The sequence below is a fragment of the Pseudomonas sp. IAC-BECa141 genome (assembly GCF_020544405.1).
Classification (GTDB): domain Bacteria; phylum Pseudomonadota; class Gammaproteobacteria; order Pseudomonadales; family Pseudomonadaceae; genus Aquipseudomonas.
Genome location: NZ_CP065410.1, coordinates 147,480 through 170,994, shown reverse-complemented (window position 1 = coordinate 170,994; position 23,515 = coordinate 147,480). Strand labels below are relative to the sequence as shown.

9 protein-coding genes are annotated in these 23,515 nt (G+C 62.1%); 2 read left to right on the top strand and 7 right to left on the bottom strand.

Going from position 1 to position 23,515, the window contains the following annotated elements:
- Positions 1–335 precede the first annotated feature (335 nt).
- Positions 336–1,025, top strand: a complete 690-nt coding sequence (locus I5961_RS00740) for an NYN domain-containing protein (protein ID WP_085684355.1) — start codon at positions 336–338, stop codon at positions 1,023–1,025.
- Here I5961_RS00740 and I5961_RS00735 read toward each other — a convergent pair.
- From I5961_RS00735 to I5961_RS00705, 7 genes are all read right to left on the bottom strand, one after another.
- A complete protein-coding gene (locus tag I5961_RS00735) occupies positions 1,006–2,466 on the bottom strand; it encodes an efflux transporter outer membrane subunit (protein WP_227234062.1) in 1,461 nt (486 codons plus the stop codon). The two genes, I5961_RS00740 and I5961_RS00735, sit on opposite strands and share 20 nt — an antisense overlap.
- A complete protein-coding gene (locus I5961_RS00730) occupies positions 2,463–3,533 on the bottom strand; it encodes an HlyD family secretion protein (protein ID WP_227234060.1) in 1,071 nt (356 codons plus the stop codon). Before I5961_RS00730 ends, I5961_RS00735 begins: the two co-directional genes overlap by 4 nt.
- Positions 3,534–3,551: 18 nt before the next feature.
- A complete protein-coding gene (locus I5961_RS00725; RefSeq protein ID WP_227234059.1) occupies positions 3,552–5,087 on the bottom strand; it encodes an MFS transporter in 1,536 nt (511 codons plus the stop codon).
- Positions 5,088–5,189: 102 nt separating this feature from the next.
- The gene (locus I5961_RS00720; RefSeq protein WP_085697925.1) at positions 5,190–6,107 is read right to left on the bottom strand and encodes a LysR family transcriptional regulator; all 918 of its coding nucleotides are present in this window, start codon (positions 6,105–6,107) and stop codon (positions 5,190–5,192) included.
- Positions 6,108–6,476: 369 nt separating this feature from the next.
- A complete protein-coding gene (locus I5961_RS00715; RefSeq protein WP_227234057.1) occupies positions 6,477–7,844 on the bottom strand; it encodes an HlyD family type I secretion periplasmic adaptor subunit in 1,368 nt (455 codons plus the stop codon).
- The gene (locus tag I5961_RS00710) at positions 7,834–9,990 is read right to left on the bottom strand and encodes a type I secretion system permease/ATPase (RefSeq protein WP_039773034.1); all 2,157 of its coding nucleotides are present in this window, start codon (positions 9,988–9,990) and stop codon (positions 7,834–7,836) included. The genes I5961_RS00715 and I5961_RS00710 overlap by 11 nt, the downstream gene beginning before the upstream one ends.
- 34 nt (positions 9,991–10,024) lie before the next feature.
- Positions 10,025–11,377, bottom strand: a complete 1,353-nt coding sequence (locus I5961_RS00705) for a TolC family outer membrane protein (RefSeq protein WP_085698122.1) — start codon at positions 11,375–11,377, stop codon at positions 10,025–10,027.
- 358 nt (positions 11,378–11,735) lie between these two features.
- On the opposite strand from I5961_RS00705, the gene I5961_RS00700 reads away from it, so the two are divergent.
- Complete coding sequence (locus I5961_RS00700) at positions 11,736–23,468, top strand: retention module-containing protein (RefSeq protein WP_227234056.1); 11,733 nt, start codon at positions 11,736–11,738, stop codon at positions 23,466–23,468.
- Positions 23,469–23,515 lie beyond the last annotated feature (47 nt).

Genomic DNA, 23,515 nt, shown 5'->3' with positions numbered 1-23,515 from the left:
GGCTGATTGCTTCTTCCTACAAATGCTTAGGAAATAACCTCCACTCCAAAAGAAAAATCATGACAAACAGCAGGCTTTGCCTCCGAGCGGGCAACAATTGCTCATACAGAAGCTTTGGAAAACCTTGACCCCTGACGAGACGAGACAACAAATCTGATGAGCCGGCGCTGAAGATAAAACAGCTGGGTGAGGGAATGATAAAACGACGGTTGACCTGCATGACGCACTCAATCTAGGATTGCCTTACTCAACCCCGTACGTAGCGATTCAGTTCGCTGGCAGTTGGGGTGAAGAAACCGGCTTAGGCCGGTTTTTTCGTTTCTGAGGATCGATTTGTGCGAACTGCTTTCTTTGTAGATGGCTACAACATGTTCTATGGGCTTCTGGCAGGTACACCCTACAAGTGGCTCAATCTCAGAGGCTTGTTGATTCATGTGGCCCACATAGAAAATCCAAAAAGCTCCGTCATCTCGATCGACTATTTCACCTCCCCCATCAAACCTGAACTGGCAACTCGCGGCCGCGTTTCCAAGGAAGCCCAGGACACCTACATCAGGGCCTTGAGATCAACCAATGTCTCAGTGCACTTTGGCCGCCATCACCTTGAGCCGGCCAAGGCTCCCAGGTTTATCGATAGAAACACTGGCGCTTCACGCCAGGACAAAGTCGACATCTGGAAGCTCGAAGAAAAGGAAACTGACGTTCACATCGCAATCAGCATGTATCGCACAGCATGTCGTCAGTCGCTGCTCGATCCCGATGAGCGTCTCGACCAGATAGTGCTGGTCTCCAGCGACACCGACATGACCCCCGCGTTACGAGCTATACGCTCAGACTTTCCCGGAGTAGTAGTGGGTGTCGTACTTCCCCATAGAGCCGGGCTCAATCGCCCCTCTCCTGGCTCGATGAAAGATCACTCGCATTGGATACGACGTGTCATCACCGCTGAAGAATTGCTGATGCACCAATTTCCCCACCGAGTCCCCACTCATAAGAAGCCAGCGATCAAACCGGATTACTGGTAGCGAGAACTCCCACCGGATACACCGACTCCCATCCCCCACCCAACGCCCGGTACAGGCCGACCATCGCCAGTGAAACGCCGGTGGAGCTTTCCACCCATTGTTCCTGGGTGGCGAGCAGTGCGCCTTGCACGGTGAGGACGTTGACGAAGTCGACCACGCCTTCGACGTATTGCTGTTGCGCGGTGCGCAGGGCGATCTGGTTCTGGCGCACGGCTTCGGCGAGGCTGTCGCGCCGGCGCTGGCTGGCGTTGTACGCGGTCAATTGGTCGTCAATTTCGTGCCAGGCACGCAGGACGGTCTGTTGATAACCGATCGCCGCTTCCTGCTGCTGGGCCTCACGCAGTTGCAGCACGCCGCGCAAGCGGCCGCCGTCGAACAGCGGCAGGCTGAATTGCGGGCCGATGCCGAAGGCGCGTGAGCCCCAGGAACCGAAGTCGCTGAGTTGCATGGCCTGCGAACCGAGATTGCCGGACAGGGTGATGCGCGGATAGAAATCGCCCTTGGCCACGCCGATATTGGCGGTGGCGGCGTGCAACCGGGCTTCGGCCTGGCGGATGTCCGGGCGGCGCTCGGCCAGTTGCGACGGCAAGCCGATGGCGACAGTCAGTGGCGACTGTGGCACTGGGGCATCTGTGGATAACGCTTTGGACAGAGCCTGCGGCGGTTCACCCATCAACAGACTGATGGCGTTGATCAGTTGCGCCTGACGTTGCTCCAGTGCCGGCAGCCGCGATTCGATGGCCGCCACTTGTGCGGCCGCTTCGGCGACGTCGAGATCGGTGGCCACGCCGTCGTTGAGGCGCAGTTGCGAGAGTTTCAGGCTGTGCCGCGCCAAATCGAGATTCTGCTCGGTGACCGCGCGGGTGTTTTGCACGCCGCGCAACTGGATGTAGTTCTGCGCGGTGTCCGCGAGTACCGCCAGCAGCACGCCGCGACGGTCGTTTTCCGCGACCTCGAGGTTGGCATCGGCGGCTTCGGTTTCCCGGCGCACACGGCCCCAGAAATCCAGTTCCCAAGAGGCGGAGAATCCGGCATCCCACAGGTTGAACGCAGAATCGCCATTGTGCCCGGACGGATCGTTCAGGCCTTCGCCGCTGTTTCGTTTGCGAGCGTAGCTGCCGGTGGCGGCAGTCGTTGGATAACGATCGGCGGTGATCACCTGACGGGCCGCGCGGCTTTGTTGCAGGCGGCTGCTGGCCAGTTGCAGGTCAAGGTTGCTGCGCAAGGCGCGCTGGGTCAGGGCCGACAGTTGCGCGTCGTGAAAGACTTCCCACCAGCGCTCGTTCAACGGTTCGCTGACAGTCTTGCTGACGGCGGTTTTTGACGGTTTTGCCCACTCGGCAATCCGCGTGGCTTCGGGCTTCTGAAAATCCGGGCCGACGGTGCAGGCCGCCAACGCCGAGAGACTCAGGACCACGGTCATGGACTGAAGGTGCTTCATCGCTGCGTCACCTCACGCATCGACGTCGCCGGGCTTTTGGTATCAATGCTCGCCTCCACCGACATTCCCACCCGCAAGCGTTCGGCCAGCGGCTGGCCAGGCTCCAGCAGGATTTTCACCGGAATCCGCTGCACGACTTTGGTGAAGTTGCCGGTGGCGTTGTCCGGTTTGACCGCCGCGAAGGTCACGCCGGTGGCCGGAGCGATGCTCTCGACGCGGCCGGTGAGGGCTTCGCCGCCGAGGCTGTCGACCCGCACGACAACGTCCTGCCCCGGCTGCACATCAGTCAGTTGAGTTTCCTGGAAGTTGGCGACCACATAGGCCTGTTTCAGCGGCACCACCGCCAGCAGTTTGCTGCCCGGCGTCACATAGGCGCCGACCCGCACCGCGCGTTCGCCGATCATGCCGTCCTGAGGCGCGGTGATGCGCGTGTATGACAGCTCGAAACTGGCGATTTCCAGCGCGGCCTGAGCGTGTTTCAAACTGCCTTCGGCGGCATCGCGCTGCGCCGTCAGAATCTCGACCTGCTTACGTTCCGCCGCCAGTTTCGCCGTGGCCGTGTCCAGACGCGCAGAAGCCTGATCGATCCGGGTGCGCGCCTGTTGCGCGTTCTGCACGGTGCCGGCACCGACGCCGGCGAGGTGGTTGTAGCGGTTCAATTCCTGCTGGGCGAAAGCCATTTCAGCCTTGGCCGACACCACCGACGCCTGCGCCTGAGCGATCACCGAGGTCTGGCGCTCCAGCGTGGCCTTGGCGTTCTGCAGTTGAGCGCGAGCCACCAGGGTTTGCGCATCGGCGGCCTCTGCAGCGGCGCGCAGGTCGCGGTCATCGATCAGCGCCAGCAACTGGCCGGCCTTGACCTGTTGGTTGTCTTCCACCAGCACTTCTTTGATGAACCCCGCCACACGCGGCACCACCAGAGTGAAGTCGGCGGAGACAAAGGCATCATTGGTGTTCTGTTGAGTGCGCTTGCCGAACAGACCGGGCATCGCCAGATACACCAGCACACCGACCGCCAGCGCAGCGGCCACAGCCACCGCGAGTTTTTGCTTTGCTTGAGTCGTCATAAGAACCTTCTATTTCAGTCAGGTCGGCGCGCGCGGCGGGAAGATCCGCGTCGGCAGCCAGAAAATCAGCAGGATCAGCGCCACCGCGACGCCAGCCATGCACAGGTAAAGATCCGAAGAAGTCAGCACCACCGCCTGTTCATGCAGGCGATGAGCGAGGCCGGGGTCATTGCTGGCGGCCAGCGGCGAATTGCCGAGGCGATCGACCAGCATCGTCGAGTGAAAATGCAGGCGCGAAGTGGTCAGCGCCTCGATCACGCCGGTGGCGACCACCGCCGCCAGGCCTTTCACGGTGTTGAACCACGCCGAAGCGAAAGGCCCGTCCTGCGGCTGGATGCTGCCGGTCGACAGCATCAGCAATGGCAGCACCGCCATCGGCTGGCCGAAAATCTGCAGCCATTGCAGGACGTAGAAATCGTCGCGAATCCACACCGAAGTCAGCTGCGAGCCGCCCAGGCAGGAGAGCGTCAACATGCTCAAACCGATGCCGAGCACCCAGCGGCAATCGACCCAACGCAGGTTGCACAGCGCCGCCACCAGCGGCAGCGCGATCAGTTGCGGCAACGCCGCCAGCAGCATGATCGGCGCGGTCTGCACCGGCCGGTAACCCTGCACCTGCGCCAGATAACTCGATGGAATCAGCACCACCGCCAACAGCACCACCAGCACGCCGGCCAGCGTCATCAGCGCGAACGACAGATTGCGAATGCCGAGCATCTGCAACTTGAAAAACGGAATCGGCTGCGACCATTCATTGATCAGAAACGCCACCAGCAACAGCGAACCGGCGCCGAGCAAAGCGCAGATCAGATTCGACTCGAACCAGTCCAGACGATTGCCCTGCAACAGGCCGATCACCAGCATGCAGATCGCCGGAAAGCCCAGCAGCAGGCCTTTCCAGTTGAACGACTTGAGCCGCTCCAGGCGCAGTGGATCCTGTGGAATGCCCCAGGCGACCATCGCCATGGCAATCAGGCACGGCACGATGATTTGCCAGAAAGTCCACTGCCAGCCGACGTATTCAGTCCACAACCCCGCCAGCGGCGCACCAAGGCCTGGGCCGAAGGTGGCGGTCAGGGCATAACCGGCCAGACCGTAAAGCTTGATGTTGGCCGGCAAAAACCGCAGCGCAACGGTCATCAACATTGGCGGCAACGCGCCGCCAGCCAGACCTTGCAGGATGCGCATCAGCAGCAGGCTTTCGTAGTTCGGGGCGAACGGGCAGAGCACCCCGAGCAGGGTGAACACGCCAATGGCGCACAGGGTGAAGCGACGCAGGGAAAAGGTCACCGAGCACCACGGCGCGAACGCCATGGCCGCCACCGACATCGCGGTGTAGCCGGCGACCAGCCAGGTGCCTTCGTCGTAGCCGATGCTCAGGGCGCCGCGAATGTCGGCCAGGGCGACCTTGGTCACCATCTCGTTGAGACCCGACACCAGCACCGCCAGCAGCACGCCGACCAGACCAATGATGATCCGCGCCCCGAACACCGGTGGCGCGGCGGCCATCGGAGCGGCAGCGGCAATCGGCGCCGTAACCGTCAGGGATGTCATGCAGGCAAACTCCGGAGGGAAAAATACCGGAGCATGGTAGTAGGGCTTAGTGCTGACGAAAATTGACTTCTCGGCAGTTTATAAGTGCATCAGACGCAACTCTCAGGGCTGCGCCGCCAGCCAGGTTTCATCGCAGCAGGTCTTGAGGGTTTCGCGCAGCCAGCGATGGGCCGGATCCTTGTCGAAACGCGGGTGCCAGGCCTGGGTCAGCATCAGCGTCGGCAGCGGGATCGGCAGATCGAACGAGCGCAGCTTCAAACCCAGCCGTCGCACGCTGAGCAGCGCTTCCTTGGGCACCGGCAGGATCAGGTCGGAATCCGGCAGCGCGAACATTGCCGCGTGGAAACTCGGCGCGATCACTGCGACTCGCCGCTCCAGGCCCAGGGCATTCAACGCGGTGTCGATAGGCCCCCGGGCAATGCCCCGGCGGGACATGCTGATGTGGGAAAACCCGGCGTACCGCTCGGCGGTGATCTCGCCATCCAGCAGCGGATGGTCCTCGCGCACCAGCCCGACGAAGTGGGTGGAAAACAGGTTCTGTATTTTGACTTCCGGGGTCACCGGGCGGGTGTTGCTCACGCTCAGGTCGATCCGCCCTTCGCGCAAGGCTTCATCGTCGCCGTCACCTTCGGGAACGAAGCGCAATTCGCAGTGCGGCGCCAATTGATCGAGGGTGTCGAACAGTTTGCCGCCGTACACGCCGACGAAAAAATCGTTGGCGCGAATGCTGAAGCGCCGGCGCAACGTGCCCAGTTCAACGGCATCCGCCGAGCGAAACAGCAGCGCCGCCTGCTCGACCACATCGCGCACCTGCTCGCGCAACTCCAGAGCCTTGGGCGTAGGCACCAAACCGCGTCCGGCACGCACCAGAACCGGATCGCCAATGGCTTCGCGAATCCGCGTCAGCGTACGGCTCATGGCCGCCGGGCTGAGGTTCATCCGCCGTGCGGCACCGACCACGCTGCCTTCGTCGAGCAAGGCGTCGAGGGCGACCAACAGGTTCATGTCCGGGAGTTGCATGCTGAGCACTCATGACCGATCAGGATTGATTCGCACGCAATGCTAGCAGATCAGAAAATCAGCGCTGCACGCCCCAGTGTCGTGCGGCGCGCCGATTGGTCGGCAGGTACGCAGGAGGCTGACTTTATAGCTATAACAAGCGGAATTTAAATACCGTTAACGAATAACCATATGGCGATCGCTTAGGAATGGACCGAATGGTGAGTGACCATTTGTGTCACTTACTGACAGGTATGCGGTGTTCAACCTGACGCATCGCTGGCAAGCCCGCTCTCACAGAATTCTTTGGTGAGCACACGATCGTGTTCCAGCAGAGATTCCTGTGGGAGCTGGCTTGCCAGCGATGAGGCGTGAAGGGCAAATGAAAATCTAGCGTTCGTGCAACGCCTCGGCCCGCGCCCGGATGATCGGCTTGAGCAAATAGCTCAGCACCGTCTTCTTGCCGGTGATGATGTCCACCGACGCCACCATCCCCGGGATGATCAGCAACGGCTTCTCGTCAGTGCCGAGATGGCTGCGCTCGGTGCGCAGCTTGATGACGTAGTAGGTGGTTTTCTTGTCTTCATCGGTGATGGTGTCGGCGCCGATCTGCTCCAGCCTGGCCTTCAAACCGCCGTAGATGGTGTAGTCATACGCGGTGAATTTCACCGTGGCTTCCTGGCCCGGATGCAGGAACGCGATGTCCTGCAGGCGGATCTTCGCTTCGACCAGCAGGGTGTCGTCCAGCGGTACGATTTCCAGCAGGTCGCTGCCCGGCTGGATCACGCCGCCGATGGTGTTGACCAGCATCTTGTTGACGATACCCCGCACCGGCGAAGTAACGAGCGTACGGCTGACCCGGTCTTCCAGCGCCTTGCCGGTGGCCTGGGCCTTGTTCAAGTCGGTGCGCGCTTCGTTGAGCTGAGTCAGGGCTTCGCTGCGGAATTTGCCACGGGTCTCGTCGATCTTGCGCTGCACTTCCTTGATCGCCGATTCGGCGCGCGGGATCGCCAGCGTGGTGGCGTCGAGCTGACCACGGGTTTCCACTTCGGCACGCTTGAGTCGCAGCACTTCCACCGGCGACACCGCGCCCTGGGCCACCAGCGGCTCGGACATGTTGATTTCCTGGCGTTGCAGACCCAGTTGCTGGCGATATTGCGCCTGCTTCGAGGTGAATTCGCGCAGCTCTTGCTGGCGCTGGATCAACTGCTCCTGCAAACCACCGACCTCGTCGTGCAATTGCTGACGACGGCTGATGTACAGCGACTCTTCACTCTTCGCCTGACCCGGCACGGCTTTGAGCACGTCCTCGGGGAAATTCAGCGGACGGTCATCGACCTCGGCGCTCAGGCGCTCGACCCGTAGCAGCATCGACAAGCGATCCGCTTCGGTTTCGCCGACGTTGGACACGAATCGCGTGTCATCAAGCCGCACCAGTGGCGCGCCGGCCTCGACGATCTGGCCTTCCTTGACGAACAGCTCGGAGACGATCCCGCCCTCGAGGTTCTGGATTTTCTGGATCTTCGACGAGGGAATCGCCTTGCCGTCGCCCTTGGTCACTTCGTCGATGACGGCAAAGTTGGCCCACAGCATCAGGAACACGAAGAAACCGATGATCGCCCAGATCGTCAGGCGCACCACACGCGGCGCGTCCTCGATCAAAGCCTTGTTGACCTCTGGCAGCGGCTGCCCCTGCAGCGATGCCGAGCCCTTGAAGTAGCGGCGGATCGAATCCTTGAAACCCGACTTAAGCAACACTGATCTGCCCCTTCTTCAACGCTTCCATGACGGCCGCTTTCGGGCCGTCGGCGAGAATCTGTCCACGGTCGACCACCAACAGGCGATCAACCAGCGACAGCAGCGATGCCCGGTGCGTCACCAGCACCACGGTCTTGTTTTCCACCACCGCCGCGAGGCGTTGCTTGAGGCGCTCTTCGCCGGTGTTGTCCATGGCGCTGGTCGGTTCGTCGAGCAAGAGAATCGGCGGATTGAGCAACAACGCCCGGGCCAGCGCGACGTTCTGGCGCTGACCGCCGGACAGGTTCTGCCCGCGCTCGCCGACCTGCAGTTCATAGCCCTGCGGGTGCAGGCGGGCGAATTCGTGGACGCCGGCCAGTTCGGCCGCTTGCAGGACCAACTCATCCTCGACGTAACGGGCGCCGGAAATCAGGTTGTCGCGCAGGGTGCCGGCCAGCAGCTGGATGTCCTGCGGCACGTAGCCGATGTTGTAGCGCAGCTCGCTGACGTCGATCTGGCGGATGTCCACGCCGTCTACCAGTAACGCGCCGTCGTCCGGCTGGTACAGGCCGACCAGCAGTTTCGCCAGTGAGCTTTTGCCGGAACCGCTGCGGCCGATGATGCCGATCTTCTCGCCGGGACGAATCACCAGGTTGATGTTCTTCAACGCCGGGTTCTGTTGCTCCGGGTAGGTGAAGCTGAGCTGGCGGCATTCGATCGCACCTTGCAGGACCTTGCGGCTCAGCGGGCGCTCTTCGAAGTTACGCTCCTGCGGCAGCTCCATCATCTGATCGACCGAAGTCATGGTCACCCGTGCCTGCTGGTAGCGGGTCAGCAGACCGGACAGCGACGCCAGCGGGCTGAGGGCGCGGCCACTGAGCATGTAGCAGGCGATCAGGCCGCCCATGCTCAGGTTGCCGGCGATGATCTGGTACACGCCGAAGACGATCATGATCACCCCGGCCAGTTGCTGGATCAGCAGGGTGATGTTCATCGCCAGACCCGAGAGCATCTTCACCCGCAGCTCGAGGCGGCTGAGGGTGCCGATGGTCTGTTCCCACTGGTACTGGCGCTCGCTTTCGGCGTTGTTGACCTTCACCGCGTCGAGGCCGGCGAGGGTTTCGATCAGGCTCGACTGACGCTCCGCGCCCAGCGCCATGGTGCGTTCCATGGTTGCCACCAGCGGCTTCTGCAAGGCGTAGCCGATCAGCAGCGCAATCGGGAAGGCCAGCACCGGAATCCACACCAGATGCCCACCGAGAATGGCGATGACGATGAAGATCAGAATGGTGAACGGCAGGTCAATCAGGCTGGTCAGGGTCAGCGAGGCGAGGAAGTCGCGCAGGCTCTGGAACTCGTGAATGTTCTGGGCAAAGCTGCCGACCCGCGCCGGCCGGTATTTCATGGCCATGCCGACGATGCGTTCGAACAGCGTGGCGGAGATGATCAGGTCGGTTTTCTTGCCGGCCAGATCCAGACACAGGCTGCGCAGGCTCTTGAGGATCAGGTCGAACAGATAGGCGCCGGTGATGCCCAGCGCGAGCACCCACAGGGTCGCTTCGGCCTGGTTCGGTACTACGCGGTCGTAGACGTTCATCACGAACAGCGGCGCGGCCATGGCGATGATGTTGATCAGGAAACTGGCGGCGATGGCGTCGGCGTACAGCCAGCGCGAACGCTTGAGGGTGTCGCGAAACCAAGAGCGCGCACGCGGGATCAGCGTGCCGTGGTTGACGTCGAATTTGTGCTGGGGCTGGGCGAAAAACACTTTGCCGGTGTAGTCGTCGGCCAGCAGTTCGCGGCTGACCAGGGACTCGCCGCCGTCGCTTTCGCTGAGCAGCACCCGTGCTTCGTTCTCGCCCTGCCAGCCGAGCAGGACAGCGCTGCGGCCATCCTTGAGCAGCAACAGCGCCGGCATGGCAATCGCCGGAATTTCTTCCAGCTTGCGTTGCAGCACCCGACCCTGCAGCCCGGCGCGCGCCGCCGCACGGGGCAGCAGCTCGACACTCAGGCGTTGCTTGGGTAGCGGCAGGCCGGTGGTCAGCATGGCCGCGCTGGCGGGTTTCTGGTGCAGCATGCAAAGAGCGAGCAGACCATCCAGTAACGGATCGTCGTGCAACGCGCGTGGATCATGACTGAGATGAACTCGACTGACTTCTGATTCCACGCTCGACACTCTTTAGCAGTTGAAAAGGGACAACTCAATTCATCCCAGGCAGCTGGACCTTGGGCTTCACGTCGTTCTGCACAACGGATGCCAAAGGTGCGACCACTCCCTGGCTCTTGAGCAATTCGCCCATGGTCGCCTTGATTCGGTACTGAGTAAATAACTGAATGTTTTTGATTTCAGCCAGACGGCGCGAAGCGGTGAACAACTCGTTTTCGCTGTCCAGCAAATCCAGCAGGGTACGTTCGCCGAGGCTGAACTGACGCTGGTAAGCGGTGCGCACCGCGGTGCTGTGATCAACGTATTGCTGAGCGATCGGCACCTGTGCATTGGCGTTGTTCAGGGCGTTCCAGGCCAGGCCAAGTTCTTCATTCAATTGACGCAAGGCATTGTTGCGGATGTCCAGCGCCTGGTTCGACAGGTAGGACTTGGACTCCAGATCCGCCTTGTTGCTGCCGCCCGAATACAGGTTGAAGCGCATGCGCAGCATCGCCTGCCATTCATTGTTGTGACCGTTCTGGCCATCGAGATCGTTGTCGGCAGTGCGGCCCAGCTCGGCGTCGAAGCGCGGGTAGAAGGTCGACTTGGCGGTCTCGTACTGCTTTTCGGCAGCGGCGATATCGGACTCGGCCGAGCGCAGGATCGGGCTGTTTTCCAGCATCTGCTGGCGCGCTTCATTCAGGTTGGCCGGCATCATCGCCATGAACGGCGCCGGACGCTCCAGCTGATCGGGCATCTGGCCGACGGCGCTGAGGAAGTTGGTTTCCGAATCGGCGAGGTTAGTCTGCTCGGTGATCAGGTTGTTGCGGGCCTGGGCCATCCGCGCTTCGGCCTGGTCAAGGTCGGCACCGCTGCCGACGCCGCGCTGGGTGCGCAACTGGATCTGGTCGTAGATGCGCTGGTGGCTCTTGAGGTTTTCTTCGGCCAGACGCACGAATTCGCGACGGGTGAGCACGTCCAGATAAACCTGGGCCACGGTCAGCGCGGTGCGCTCGGAAGTGCCGAGCAATGAATAGGCGCGGGAGTTGACGGTGGCTTGTTGACGCCCGACTTCGCTGGACGTCGCAAAACCGTCAAAAACCATTTGCGAGAGACGTAAACTTGACTCGCTGCGGTTCAGGGTTTCCCAGTGATTGCCGCCACCATTGGCGCGGGTGGTCACACTGTCGGTGCCTTCACGGCCATAACCGCCCAGCAGATCAACTTTGGGCAGGTATCCACCTTTTGCAGCCTTTAACTGATAATCCGCGGCCAGTCGGCTGTTGACCCCTGCCTGGATTTCCGGATGGACATCCAACGCCTGTTGCATGGCTTCTGGTAAGGATTGTGCTTGTACGAAAGACGCGGCGAGAGCGAAGGGTAGAGCCTTGAACAGGTGCGAACGCATGGTAAAGATTTCCCAGAACTTCTTGTCTTGAATCACAGCAAAATGTCGAGCTGCGTCGGAAGATGGCAACCGGAATGACCGTATGTCGGAAAGTTTAAAACCGGAACTGGATCACACGCTGAAGGGCAGGTCGCCGCATAAATATCAATGTGACATTACCGGGGCGATTGTTTAGGATGGCTCCCAGAAGGTCAATAGTTTGGCATAAAGTTAATAGCGAAAGAATCTAGCCAATTTATTGACGAATAGCAGCGTCAACTTTGTTTCATTTTTTTTAAAAGTACGTCCAGACTGAATCGGCACAGATCGCCATCAGGTCTATGGAAGTCAACTGAACGTGACACCCGGAGAGTCTTCAATGAGCAGTGTTGTTGCCATCGTCAAAAGCATTGTTGGTCAGGTTTTCGTGGTGTCCCCAGAGGGCGTCCGTCGCGTACTCGTTGAAGGCGACCGGCTGTTTGCCGGCGATCAGGTCGACACCGGCGTTTCCGGCGCCGTGTCCCTGGAACTGGCCGATGGCCGCACGATCGATCTGGGCCGTGACACTCAGTGGAGCGCCGAGACCCCGGACTCCAGCACTGACCTGGCCGAAGCCACCGCGCAAGCCGCGCCGTCGGTTGAAGAGCTGCAACAAGCCATCGCCGCCGGTGTCGACCCGACAACCGCCCTTGAAGCCACAGCGGCCGGCCCGAGCGCCGCGGGGACTGGCGGTGCCGCCGGTGGCGGCCACAGCTTCGTGATGCTCGATGCGACTGCGGGCCGCGTCGACCCGACCATTGGCTTCCCGACTGCAGGCATCAACGCCGCCGGCCAGGTTGCCCAGGACACCACCGGTGGCCAGACCACCGACACCACCGCCAACGCCCTGCGCGAATCGACCCTGAGCCTCAGCGCCACGCCGACCATCACCGAAGCCGGCGGTGTTCTGGTCTACACCGCGACCCTGACCCAGGCGCCGCTGACCGACCTGACCATCACCCTGTCCAACGGCGCGGTGATCGTGATTCCGGCCGGTTCCACCACCGGCACCGTTAACGTGCCACTGGCACCGAACGACACTGTCTATAACGACCCGACCCAGATCGACGTGACGGTCACCGGCACTACCGGCGGCAGCGGCATCACCGTGACCCCGCCGACCACGCCGGCCACGACCCAGGTCACCGACACCATCGACACCACCACCGTCACCCTGACGGCGGGGCCAAGCGTGACCGAAGGCGGCCAGATCACCTACACCGCCACGCTGACCAACCCGGCGCAGACGCCGGTCACCGTCACGTTGTCGAACGGCTCGACCATCACCATCGGCGCCGGCCAGACCACCGGCACCGTCAACGTGCCGACCGCGCCGAATGACGTCTATAACAACGGCAGCACCGTCACCACCACCATCACCGGTGCCACGGGCGGCAACTTCGAAAACCTGGTGCCGAACCCGACACCGGCCGTTACCACGATCGTCGATTCGAAAGACACCACCGGCCTGACCCTGACCGCTACCGGCACCGTGGTCGAAGGTGGCCAGATCACCTACACCGCGACGTTGACCAACCCGGCGCAGACGCCGGTGACCGTCACCCTGTCGAACGGCTCGACCATCACCATCGGCGCCGGCCAGACCACCGGCAGCGTCAACGTGCCGACCGCACCGAATGACGTCTACAACAACGGCGGCACCGTCAGCACCACGATTACCGGTGCTACCGGCGGTAACTTCGAGAATCTGGTGCCGAACACCACGCCGGCGACCACCACCGTTACCGATTCCATCGACACCACCAATCTGTCGCTGTCCGCGACCGGTTCCGTGGCCGAAGGTGGCTCGATCGTATACACCGCAACCCTGACCAATCCTGCCGGCACCCCGGTGACCGTGACGTTGAGCAACGGCTCCGTCATCACCATTGAAGCGGGCAAGACCACCGGAACCGTGACCGTTCCGGCGCCGGCCGATGACGTTTACAAGGACGCCGGCAAAGTCGAAGTCAGCATTACCGGCACCACCGGCGGCAACTTCGAGAACCTGGTGCCGAGCACTGTCCCGGCGGTTACTGAAGTCACCGACACCATCGACACCACAACAGTGAAGCTCACCGCGACCGAATCGGCAGCTGAAGGTGGCACCGTCACTTACACCGCTACCGTGGGCGCACCGGTGACTGGCTCGCCGGTGACTGTGACCCTGGCCAATGGTCAGCAAATCACCATCGAAGTCGGTAAAACCACCGGCACCGTGACCACCATCGCGCCGAATGACGCGCTGACTGGCAATCCGCCGCTGACCAACTCGATCACTGGCGTGACAGGCGGCAACTACGAAAACCTCGTCGCCGATAAAACGCCGGTTTCGACCACGATCACCGACACCGTCGATACCACCAACCTGACCCTGAGCGCTACTGGCTCCGTGGCCGAGGGTGGTTCGATCGTTTACACCGCGACCCTGACCAATGCCGCCGGCTCGCCAGTCACCGTGACCCTGTCGAACGGCGCGGTGATTACCATCGAGGCCGGCAAAACCACCGGTACCGTGACTGTTCCGGCCCCTGCCGACGACGTCTACAAGGACGCCGGCAAAGTGGAAGTCACCATCAAGGATGCATCCGGCGGCAATTTCGAGAACCTCGTTCCGAGCACTGTCCCGGCGGTTACCGAAGTGACCGACACCATCGACACTTCGACCGTGAAACTGACCGCTGACACTTCGGTCGCTGAAGGCGGCACCGTCACTTACACCGCCACCGTTGGCGCACCGGTGACCGGTTCGCCGGTCACCGTGACCCTGGCCAACGGTCAGACCATCACCATCGAAGTCGGCAAGACCACCGGCAGCGTGACCACCACCGCACCGAACGATGTACTCAACGGCCACGCGCCGCTGACCAACTCGATCACTGACGTGAGCGGCGGTAACTACGAAAACCTCGTGGCCGACAAGACCCCGGTTTCGACGACTGTCACCGACACCGTCGACACCACCAACCTGACCCTGAGCGCGACCGGCTCCGTGGCTGAAGGCGGCTCGATCGTCTACACCGCGACACTGACCAACCCGGCGGGCACGCCGGTGACCGTGACGTTGAGCAACGGCGCCGTGATCACCATCGAAGCGGGCAAGACCACCGGAACCGTGACCGTTCCGGCCCCGGCCGATGACGTCTACAAAGACGCCGGCAAAGTCGAAGTCACCATCAAGGATGCAACCGGTGGCAACTTCGAGAACCTGGTGCCTAGCACTGTTCCGGCCGTGACCGAAGTCACCGACACCATCGACACGACGACCGTGAAGCTGACCGCTTCCGAAACTGCCGCCGAAGGTGGCACCGTTACTTACACCGCGACCGTGGGCGCTCCGGTAACTGGCTCGCCGGTGGTCGTGACCCTGTCCAACGGTCAGCAAATCACCATCGAAGTCGGCAAGACCACCGGCACAGTGACCACCACGGCACCGAACGATGTGCTGAACGGTCACGAACCGCTGACCAACTCAATCACTGGCGTGAGCGGCGGCAACTACGAAAACCTCGTGGCCGACAAAACCCCGGTCAGCACCACCGTGACCGACACGGTCGACACCACCAACCTGTCGCTGACCGCGACCGGCACCGTGGCCGAGGGCGGCTCGATTGTTTACACCGCGACCCTGACCAACCCGGCCGGCACGCCGCTGACCGTGACGTTGAGCAACGGCGCCGTGATCACCATCGAAGCGGGCAAGACCACCGGCACCGTGACCGTCGATGCGCCGAAAGATGACGTCTACAAAGACGCCGGCAAAGTCGAAGTCACGATCAAGGACGCAACCGGCGGCAACTTCGAGAACTTGGTGCCGAGCACCGTTCCGGCCGTGACCAACGTCACCGATACCATCGATACCACTACGGTCAAACTGACCGCGACCGAAACCGCTGCTGAAGGTGGCACCGTCACCTATACCGCCACGGTGGGCGCGCCTGTCACAGGTTCGCCTGTGACTGTGACCCTGGCCAATGGTCAGTCGATCACCATCGAAGTCGGCAAGACCACCGGTACCGTGACCACCACCGCACCGAACGATGCGTTGAACGGTCACGCACCGCTGACCAACGCCATCACCAACGTCAGCGGCGGCAACTACGAGAATCTGGTGGCCGACAAAACGCCGGTCAGCACCACCGTGACCGACACGGTCGACACCACCAACCTGTCGCTGACCGCGACCGGCACCGTGGCCGAGGGCGGCTCGATTGTTTACACCGCGACTCTGACCAACCCGGCGGGCACGCCGGTGACCGTGACGTTGAGCAACGGCGCAATCATCACTATCGAAGCCGGCAAAACCACCGGCACTGTGACTGTTGCCGCACCTGCCGATGACGTTTACAAAGACGCCGGCAAGGTTGAAGTCACGATCAAGGACGCAACCGGTGGCAACTTCGAGAACCTTGTTCCGAGCACCGTGCCAGCCGTAACGGAAGTCACCGACACCATCGACACGACGACCGTGAAGCTGACCGCTTCCGAAACAGCTGCCGAAGGTGGCACCGTCACCTACACCGCAACCGTGGGTGCGCCTGTGACTGGCTCGCCTGTGACTGTGACCCTGGCCAATGGTCAGTCGATCACCATCGAATTCGGCAAGACCACCGGTACCGTGACCACCACCGCACCGAACGATGCGTTGAACGGTCACGCACCGCTGACCAACGCCATCACCAACGTCAGCGGCGGCAACTACGAGAATCTGGTGGCCGACAAAACGCCGGTCAGCACCACCGTGACCGACACGGTCGACACCACCAACCTGTCGCTGACCGCGACCGGCACCGTGGCCGAGGGCGGCTCGATTGTTTACACCGCGACCCTGACCAACCCGGCCGGCACGCCGCTGACCGTGACGTTGAGCAACGGCGCCGTGATCACCATCGAAGCGGGCAAGACCACCGGAACCGTGACCGTTCCGGCCCCGGCCGATGACGTCTACAAAGACGCCGGCAAAGTCGAAGTCACCATCAAGGATGCAACCGGTGGCAACTTCGAGAACCTGGTGCCTAGCACTGTTCCGGCCGTGACCGAAGTCACCGACACCATCGACACGACGACCGTGAAGCTGACCGCTTCCGAAACTGCCGCCGAAGGTGGCACCGTTACTTACACCGCGACCGTGGGCGCTCCGGTAACTGGCTCGCCGGTGGTCGTGACCCTGTCCAACGGTCAGCAAATCACCATCGAAGTCGGCAAGACCACCGGCACCGTGACCACCACTGCACCGAACGATGTGCTGAACGGCCACGCGCCATTGACCAACGCGATCACCAACGTGAGCGGTGGCAACTACGAGAATCTGGTTGCTGATAAAACTCCGGTCAGCACCACTGTGACCGACACCATCGACACCACCAACCTGTCGCTCAGTGCGACCGGTACCGTGGCCGAGGGTGGCTCGATCGTTTACACCGCGACCCTGACCAACCCGGCTGGTACCCCGGTGACCGTGACCCTGTCGAACGGCGCGGTGATCACCATCGAAGCCGGTAAAACCACTGGCACCGTCACTGTTCCTGCGCCAGCCGATGACGTCTACAAGGACGCCGGCACCGTGGAAGCGACGATCAAGTCCGCGACCGGTGGCAACTTCGAGAACCTGGTGACCAGCAACACGCCAGCCGTGACCAATGTCACCGACACCATCGACACCACCACGGTCAAACTGACCGCGACCGAGTCGGCGGCTGAAGGCGGGACCGTTACTTACACTGCGACTGTCGGTGCTCCAGTCACCGGTTCGCCTGTGACCGTGACCCTGTCCAACGGTCAGCAAATCACTATCGAAGTCGGCAAGACCACCGGCACCGTGACCACCACTGCACCGAACGATGCGCTGAACGGCCATGCACCGCTGACCAATGCGATCACCGGCGTAACCGGCGGTAATTACGAGAACCTCGTTGCCGACAAGACCCCGGTTTCGACCACCGTCACCGACACCGTCGACACCACCAACCTGACCCTCAGCGCCACCAACTCGGTCGCCGAGGGCGGTTCGATCATCTACACCGCAACGTTGACCAACGCCGCCGGCACTCCGGTAACTGTGACACTGAGCAACGGCGCCGTGATCACCATCGAGGCCGGTAAAACCACTGGCACCGTGACGGTTCCGGCCCCTGCCGATGACGTCTACAAGGACGCCGGCACCGTGGAAGCGACGATCAAGTCCGCGACCGGTGGCAACTTCGAAAATCTGGTGACCAGCACGGTTCCTGCGGTGACCCAGGTCACTGACACCATCGACGCCACCACGGTGAAACTCACCGCGACCGAGTCGGCGGCTGAAGGCGGGAACGTTACGTACACCGCGACCGTGGGTGCACCTGTCACCGGCTCGCCAGTGACCGTGACCCTGTCGAACGGTCAGCAAATCACCATCGAAGTCGGTAAAACCACCGGCACCGTGACCACCACGGCACCGAACGATGTGCTGAACGGCCACGCGCCATTGACCAACGCGATCACCAACGTGAGCGGTGGCAACTACGAGAATCTGGTTGCTGATAAAACTCCGGTCAGCACCACCGTGACCGACACCATCGACACCACCACGGTGAAACTCACCGCGACCGAGTCGGCGGCGGAAGGCGGGAACGTTACGTACACCGCGACCGTGGGTGCACCTGTCACCGGCTCGCCAGTGACCGTGACTCTGTCGAACGGTCAGTCGATCACCATCGAAGTCGGCAAGACCACCGGCACCGTAACCACGACGGCGCCAAACGACGTGCTGACTGGCCATGCACCGCTGACCAACGCCATCACCAACGTGAGCGGTGGCAACTACGAAAATCTGGTCGCCGATAAGACTCCGGTTTCGACCACGGTCACTGACACCATCGACACCACCAACCTGTCGCTGACCGCGACCGGCACCGTGGCTGAAGGTGGCCAGATCACCTACACCGCAACCCTGACCAACGCCGCTGGCTCGCCAGTCACCGTGACCTTGTCGAACGGTGCCGTCATCACCATCGACGCGGGCAAAACCACCGGCACCGTGACCGTTCCTGCACCGGCCGATGACGTCTACAAGGACGCCGGCAACGTACAGGCCACGATCAAGTCCGCCACTGGTGGCAACTTCGAAAACCTGGTGACCAGCACCACACCAGCGGTGACCAGCGTCACCGACACCATCGACACCACCACCGTGAAGCTGACGGCGACCGCAACAGCGGCCGAGGGTGGCAATGTTGTCTACACCGCGACTGTCGGCGCGCCGGTGACCGGTTCGCCAGTGACCGTGACCCTGTCCAACGGCCAGACCATCACCATCGAAGTCGGCAAGACCACAGGCACCGTGACCACCACCGCGCCGAACGATGCGCTGACTGGCCACGCGCCGCTGACCAATGCGATCACCGGCGTAACCGGCGGTAATTACGAGAACCTCGTTGCCGACAAAACCCCGGTTTCGACCACGGTCACTGACACCATCGACACCACCAACCTGTCGCTGACCGCGACCGGCACCGTGGCTGAAGGTGGCCAGATCACCTACACCGCGACCCTGACCAACGCCGCTGGCTCGCCAGTCACCGTGACCTTGTCGAACGGCGCAGTGATCACCATCGACGCCGGCAAAACCACCGGTACCGTGACTGTTCCTGCGCCAGCCGATGACGTTTACAAAGACGCCGGCACCGTTCAGGCCACGATCAAATCGGCTACCGGCGGCAACTTCGAAAACCTGGTGACCAGCACCACGCCAGCGGTGACCAGCGTCACCGACACCATCGACACCACCACCGTGAAGCTGACGGCGACCGCAACAGCGGCCGAGGGCGGCAATGTTGTCTACACCGCGACTGTCGGCGCGCCGGTGACCGGTTCGCCAGTGACCGTGACCCTGTCCAACGGCCAGACCATCACCATCGACATCGGCAAGACCACCGGGACCGTCACCACCACCGCGCCGAACGACGTGTTGAATGGTCATGCACCGCTGACCAACTCGATCACCAACGTCAGCGGCGGCAACTACGAAAACCTCGTCGCCGACAAGACGCCGGTCAGCACCACGGTGACCGACACCATCGACACCACCAACCTGTCGCTCAGCGCGACCGGCACCGTGGCCGAAGGTGGTTCGATCACCTACACCGCAACCCTGACCAACGCCGCCGGCACCCCGGTGACCGTGACCCTGAGCAACGGCTCGGTAATCACCATCGACGCCGGCAAAACCACCGGCACCGTGACCGTTCCGGCGCCAGCCGATGACGTTTACAAAGACGCCGGCACCGTGCAGGCAACGATCACCAATGCCACCGGTGGCAACTTCGAAAACCTGGTGACCAGCAATACACCAGCGGTGACCAATGTCACCGACACCATCGACACCACCACTGTCAGCATCACCGGCAGCACTTCGGTGACCGAAGGCCAGACCGCCAGCTACACCGTCAGCCTGACCCACCCGGCGCAGACCGAAGTGACCCTGAAAATCGTCTACAGCGGCACCGCCGCCGACGGTTCGGACTTCACCGGCGTGTACACCGTGAAGATCCCGGCAGGCGCCAGCAGTGCGCAGTTCAACGTCGCCACCATCGATGACAAGATCACCGAAGGCACCGAGAACTTCGTGGTCAAGATCGACTCGGCCACCGGTGGCAACTTCGAAAACCTGGCGGTCAGCAGCACCAATGGCAGCGTCAGCACCTCGATCATCGACAACGATGCACCGCCGGTCATCGACCTCGACGCCAACAACTCCAGCGGTGCAACGGGTGCCGACTACAAGGTGACCTTCACCGAGAACACCCCGGGCGCAGGTGTGTCGATCGCCGACACCGATATCAAGATCACCGACCCGGACAGCACCATGCTGACTGGCGCCACCGTCGTGCTGACCAACCGTCAGGACGGCGATGCGCTGAACCTGGGCAACAGCGTCAACGGCATCACCATCAATGCCAACAGCACCAATGGCACGATCACGCTGACCCTGTCGGGCAATGCGACGCTGGCCGACTACATGCAGGCCATCAAGAACATCAGCTTCACCAACAGCAGTGAAGACCCGAGCACCGTGCCACGGATCATCACCGTGACCGTGACCGATGGCGGCAACTACTCCAACGTCGCGACCACCACGGTCAATGTGGTGGCGGTCAACGATGCGCCGGTCGCTGCACCGGTCAACGTCACCGGCACCGAAGACACCCCGCTGGTCCTCGGCTGGTCGACCTTCGGCGTCAGCGACGTCGACAGCCCGGCCAGCAGCCTGGGCGTGAAAATCACCCAGCTGCCGGGCGAAGGCAAACTGCAGTACCTGGACGGTTCGACCTGGAAAGACGTCGCCACCAACCAGACCTTCAGCAAGGCCGACATCGATGCCGGCAAGCTGCGTTTCCTGCCGGATGCCAACGAGTCGGGCGTGAACGGCTACGGCGGCACCGGCCTGGGCAACAACCAGGCTGACTACGCACAGATCAAGTTCCAGCCAACCGACGGCCAGTTGCTGGGCAATACCGGCACCGTGAAGATCGACATCACCCCAGTGGCGGATGCACCGACCCTGTCGGTCGCCGACAACAGCGTGAAGTCCACCGGCCTGATCAAGGAAGTCTGGACCGGTCTGTCGGGCCTGGGCACCGACGGCAGCGGCGCGAACCCGAACACTCTGAAAAACGTGATCGACGGTGCCGGCAAACCGAACACCAGCGGCACCGTGAACAACGTGCAGTCCGATGGCAGCGTGACCGCCGGCACCGCGTCGAAAACCTCGGGCCTGATCTATCTGGAAGCCGGCAAGACCTACACCTTCAGCGGCACCGGTGATGACAGCCTGCTGGTGACCATCGGCGGCAAGAGTGTGGCGTCCACAACGTGGGGCGCGGGTGGCAACCTCAACGGTTCGTTCACCCCGACCACCAGCGGCTACTACACCCTGGACATCTACCACCACAACCAGAGCGGCCCGGGCAGCTACGACGTCAACCTGTCGGTCAACGGCAGCACGCCGATCGACCTGAGCAGCGCCGGCGTACCGATCTACACCGGCGTGCAGGATCTGGTGAATGCCGGCGTGACCGTCTCCGATCTGCACGGCAGCAACGGCGAAGGCTATTACGACGGCTACAAGCTCAACACCGGCGCCGAAGGCACCACCGTGAAACTGTCGACGATCAGCACCGCACTGACCGACACCGACGGCTCGGAAACCCTGAGCATCAAGATCAGCGGCGCACCGGTCGGCTCGGTGCTCAGCGACGGCGCAGGCCACAGCTTCACCGTGACCGCCACCAGCGGCGACGCCAACGTCACCGGCTGGAACCTCGGCAGCCTGACCGTGACCCCGCCGACCTACTACAACGGCCAGTTCAACCTGACCGTGACCTCGACCTCCACCGAACAGGTCGGCGGCTCGGCCAGCACCACCGCGACCATTCCGGTCACCGTGGTGCCGGCAGTCTACAACGCGGTAGTCGCCACCTCGGCCGACGACAACGTCACCGGCACCGACGGCAACGACATCATCGTCGCCGACATCGGCGGCCTGACCGTAGTGCCGGGCACCAACTACAACATCGCGTTCATGGTCGACAGCTCGGGCAGCATGAGCACCTCGTCGATCAACGCGGCCAAGGACTCGCTGACGTCGGTGTTCAACACCCTCAAGCAGAGCATGGGCAACAACTCGGGTACGGTGAACATCTTCCTGGTGGACTTCGATACCCAGGTCAACAAGTCGGTGTCGGTGAACCTCAACGACCCGAACGCGCTGACCAAGCTCAAGGCTGTGCTGGACTCGATGACCTCCGGCGGCGGCACCAACTACGAAGACGTGTTCAAGGCTACGGCCAACTTCTTCCAGAGCGCCGAAGCCGTGGCTAACACCGGGGCGAAGAACCTCACGTACTTCATCACCGACGGTCAGCCGACCTACTACCAGAGCGGCGAACAGACCAACCCGACGCTGTACGGCAACGTGAAGCTCGACGACGTGGTGAAGACCAGCAACTACAAGCTGGGCGACAGCTTCAGCACCTACATCGACAGCACGCACTACCTGACCATCAGCACGGCGGGTGCCGTGGTCCTGCAGACGTACAAGAACGGCAGCTGGAACTGGAGCAACGTGGGCACCATCCACGCCCAGGGCGACGGCACCTACGAGCTGTCGAGCCTGGCAGGCTCCGGCAGCAGCACCAGCCAGGCCACCACCGACAACGCCAACAGCGCCTTCGCACTGCTGGGCAACCTGTCCAATGTGGAAGCCATCGGGATCAACAGCGGTGTAAGCCTCAACGACCTGAAACCGTACGACACCGATCACAACCCGCAAACCAACATCGATCCGAAGGACCTGGCCAACTCGATCATCGGCCATACCGAAGCGACGATGCCGGGCAACGACACCGTCAGCGGTGGCGACGGCAACGACATCCTGTTCGGCGACCTGGTGAGCTTCAACGGCATTGCCGGCGAAGGTTATCAGGCGATGCAGGCCTTCGTGGCCAAGGAAACCGGGGTCGACGTCAGCAAAGTCACCACCAGTAACGTGCACCAGTACATCACCGAGCACTATCAGGCGTTCGATGTATCGGGCGCCCACGACGGCAACGACACGCTGCTGGGCGGCGCGGGTAATGACATCCTGTTCGGCTCGGGCGGCAACGACCTGCTCGACGGTGGCAAGGGCAACGACATCCTGCTCGGCGGTACCGGCAACGACACGCTGATCGGTGGTCAGGGCAACGACATCCTGATCGGTGGTTCGGGCGCCGACACCTTCGTCTGGAAAGCAGGTGACACCGGCAACGATGTGATCAAGGACTTCAACGCCAGCGAAGGTGACCGTATCGACCTGCGCGACCTGCTGCAGGGCGAGTCCGGCAGCACCATCGACAACTTCCTGAAGATCACCACGGTCGACGGCGTGTCGTCGCTGCAAGTCAGTTCGGCGGGCAAGTTCAACTCCGCCGATGCGGCTGCCGCCACACCGGACGTGACGATCAAACTGGAAGGCAACAACTGGTCCACTGCCAACATTCACAACCTGATTGCCGGTAGTGATCCGACCATCAAGGTCGACCACAACAACAGCTGATGCGTGAACAAAACGGCCGCCCCAATGGGGCGGCCGTCACGTTTGCG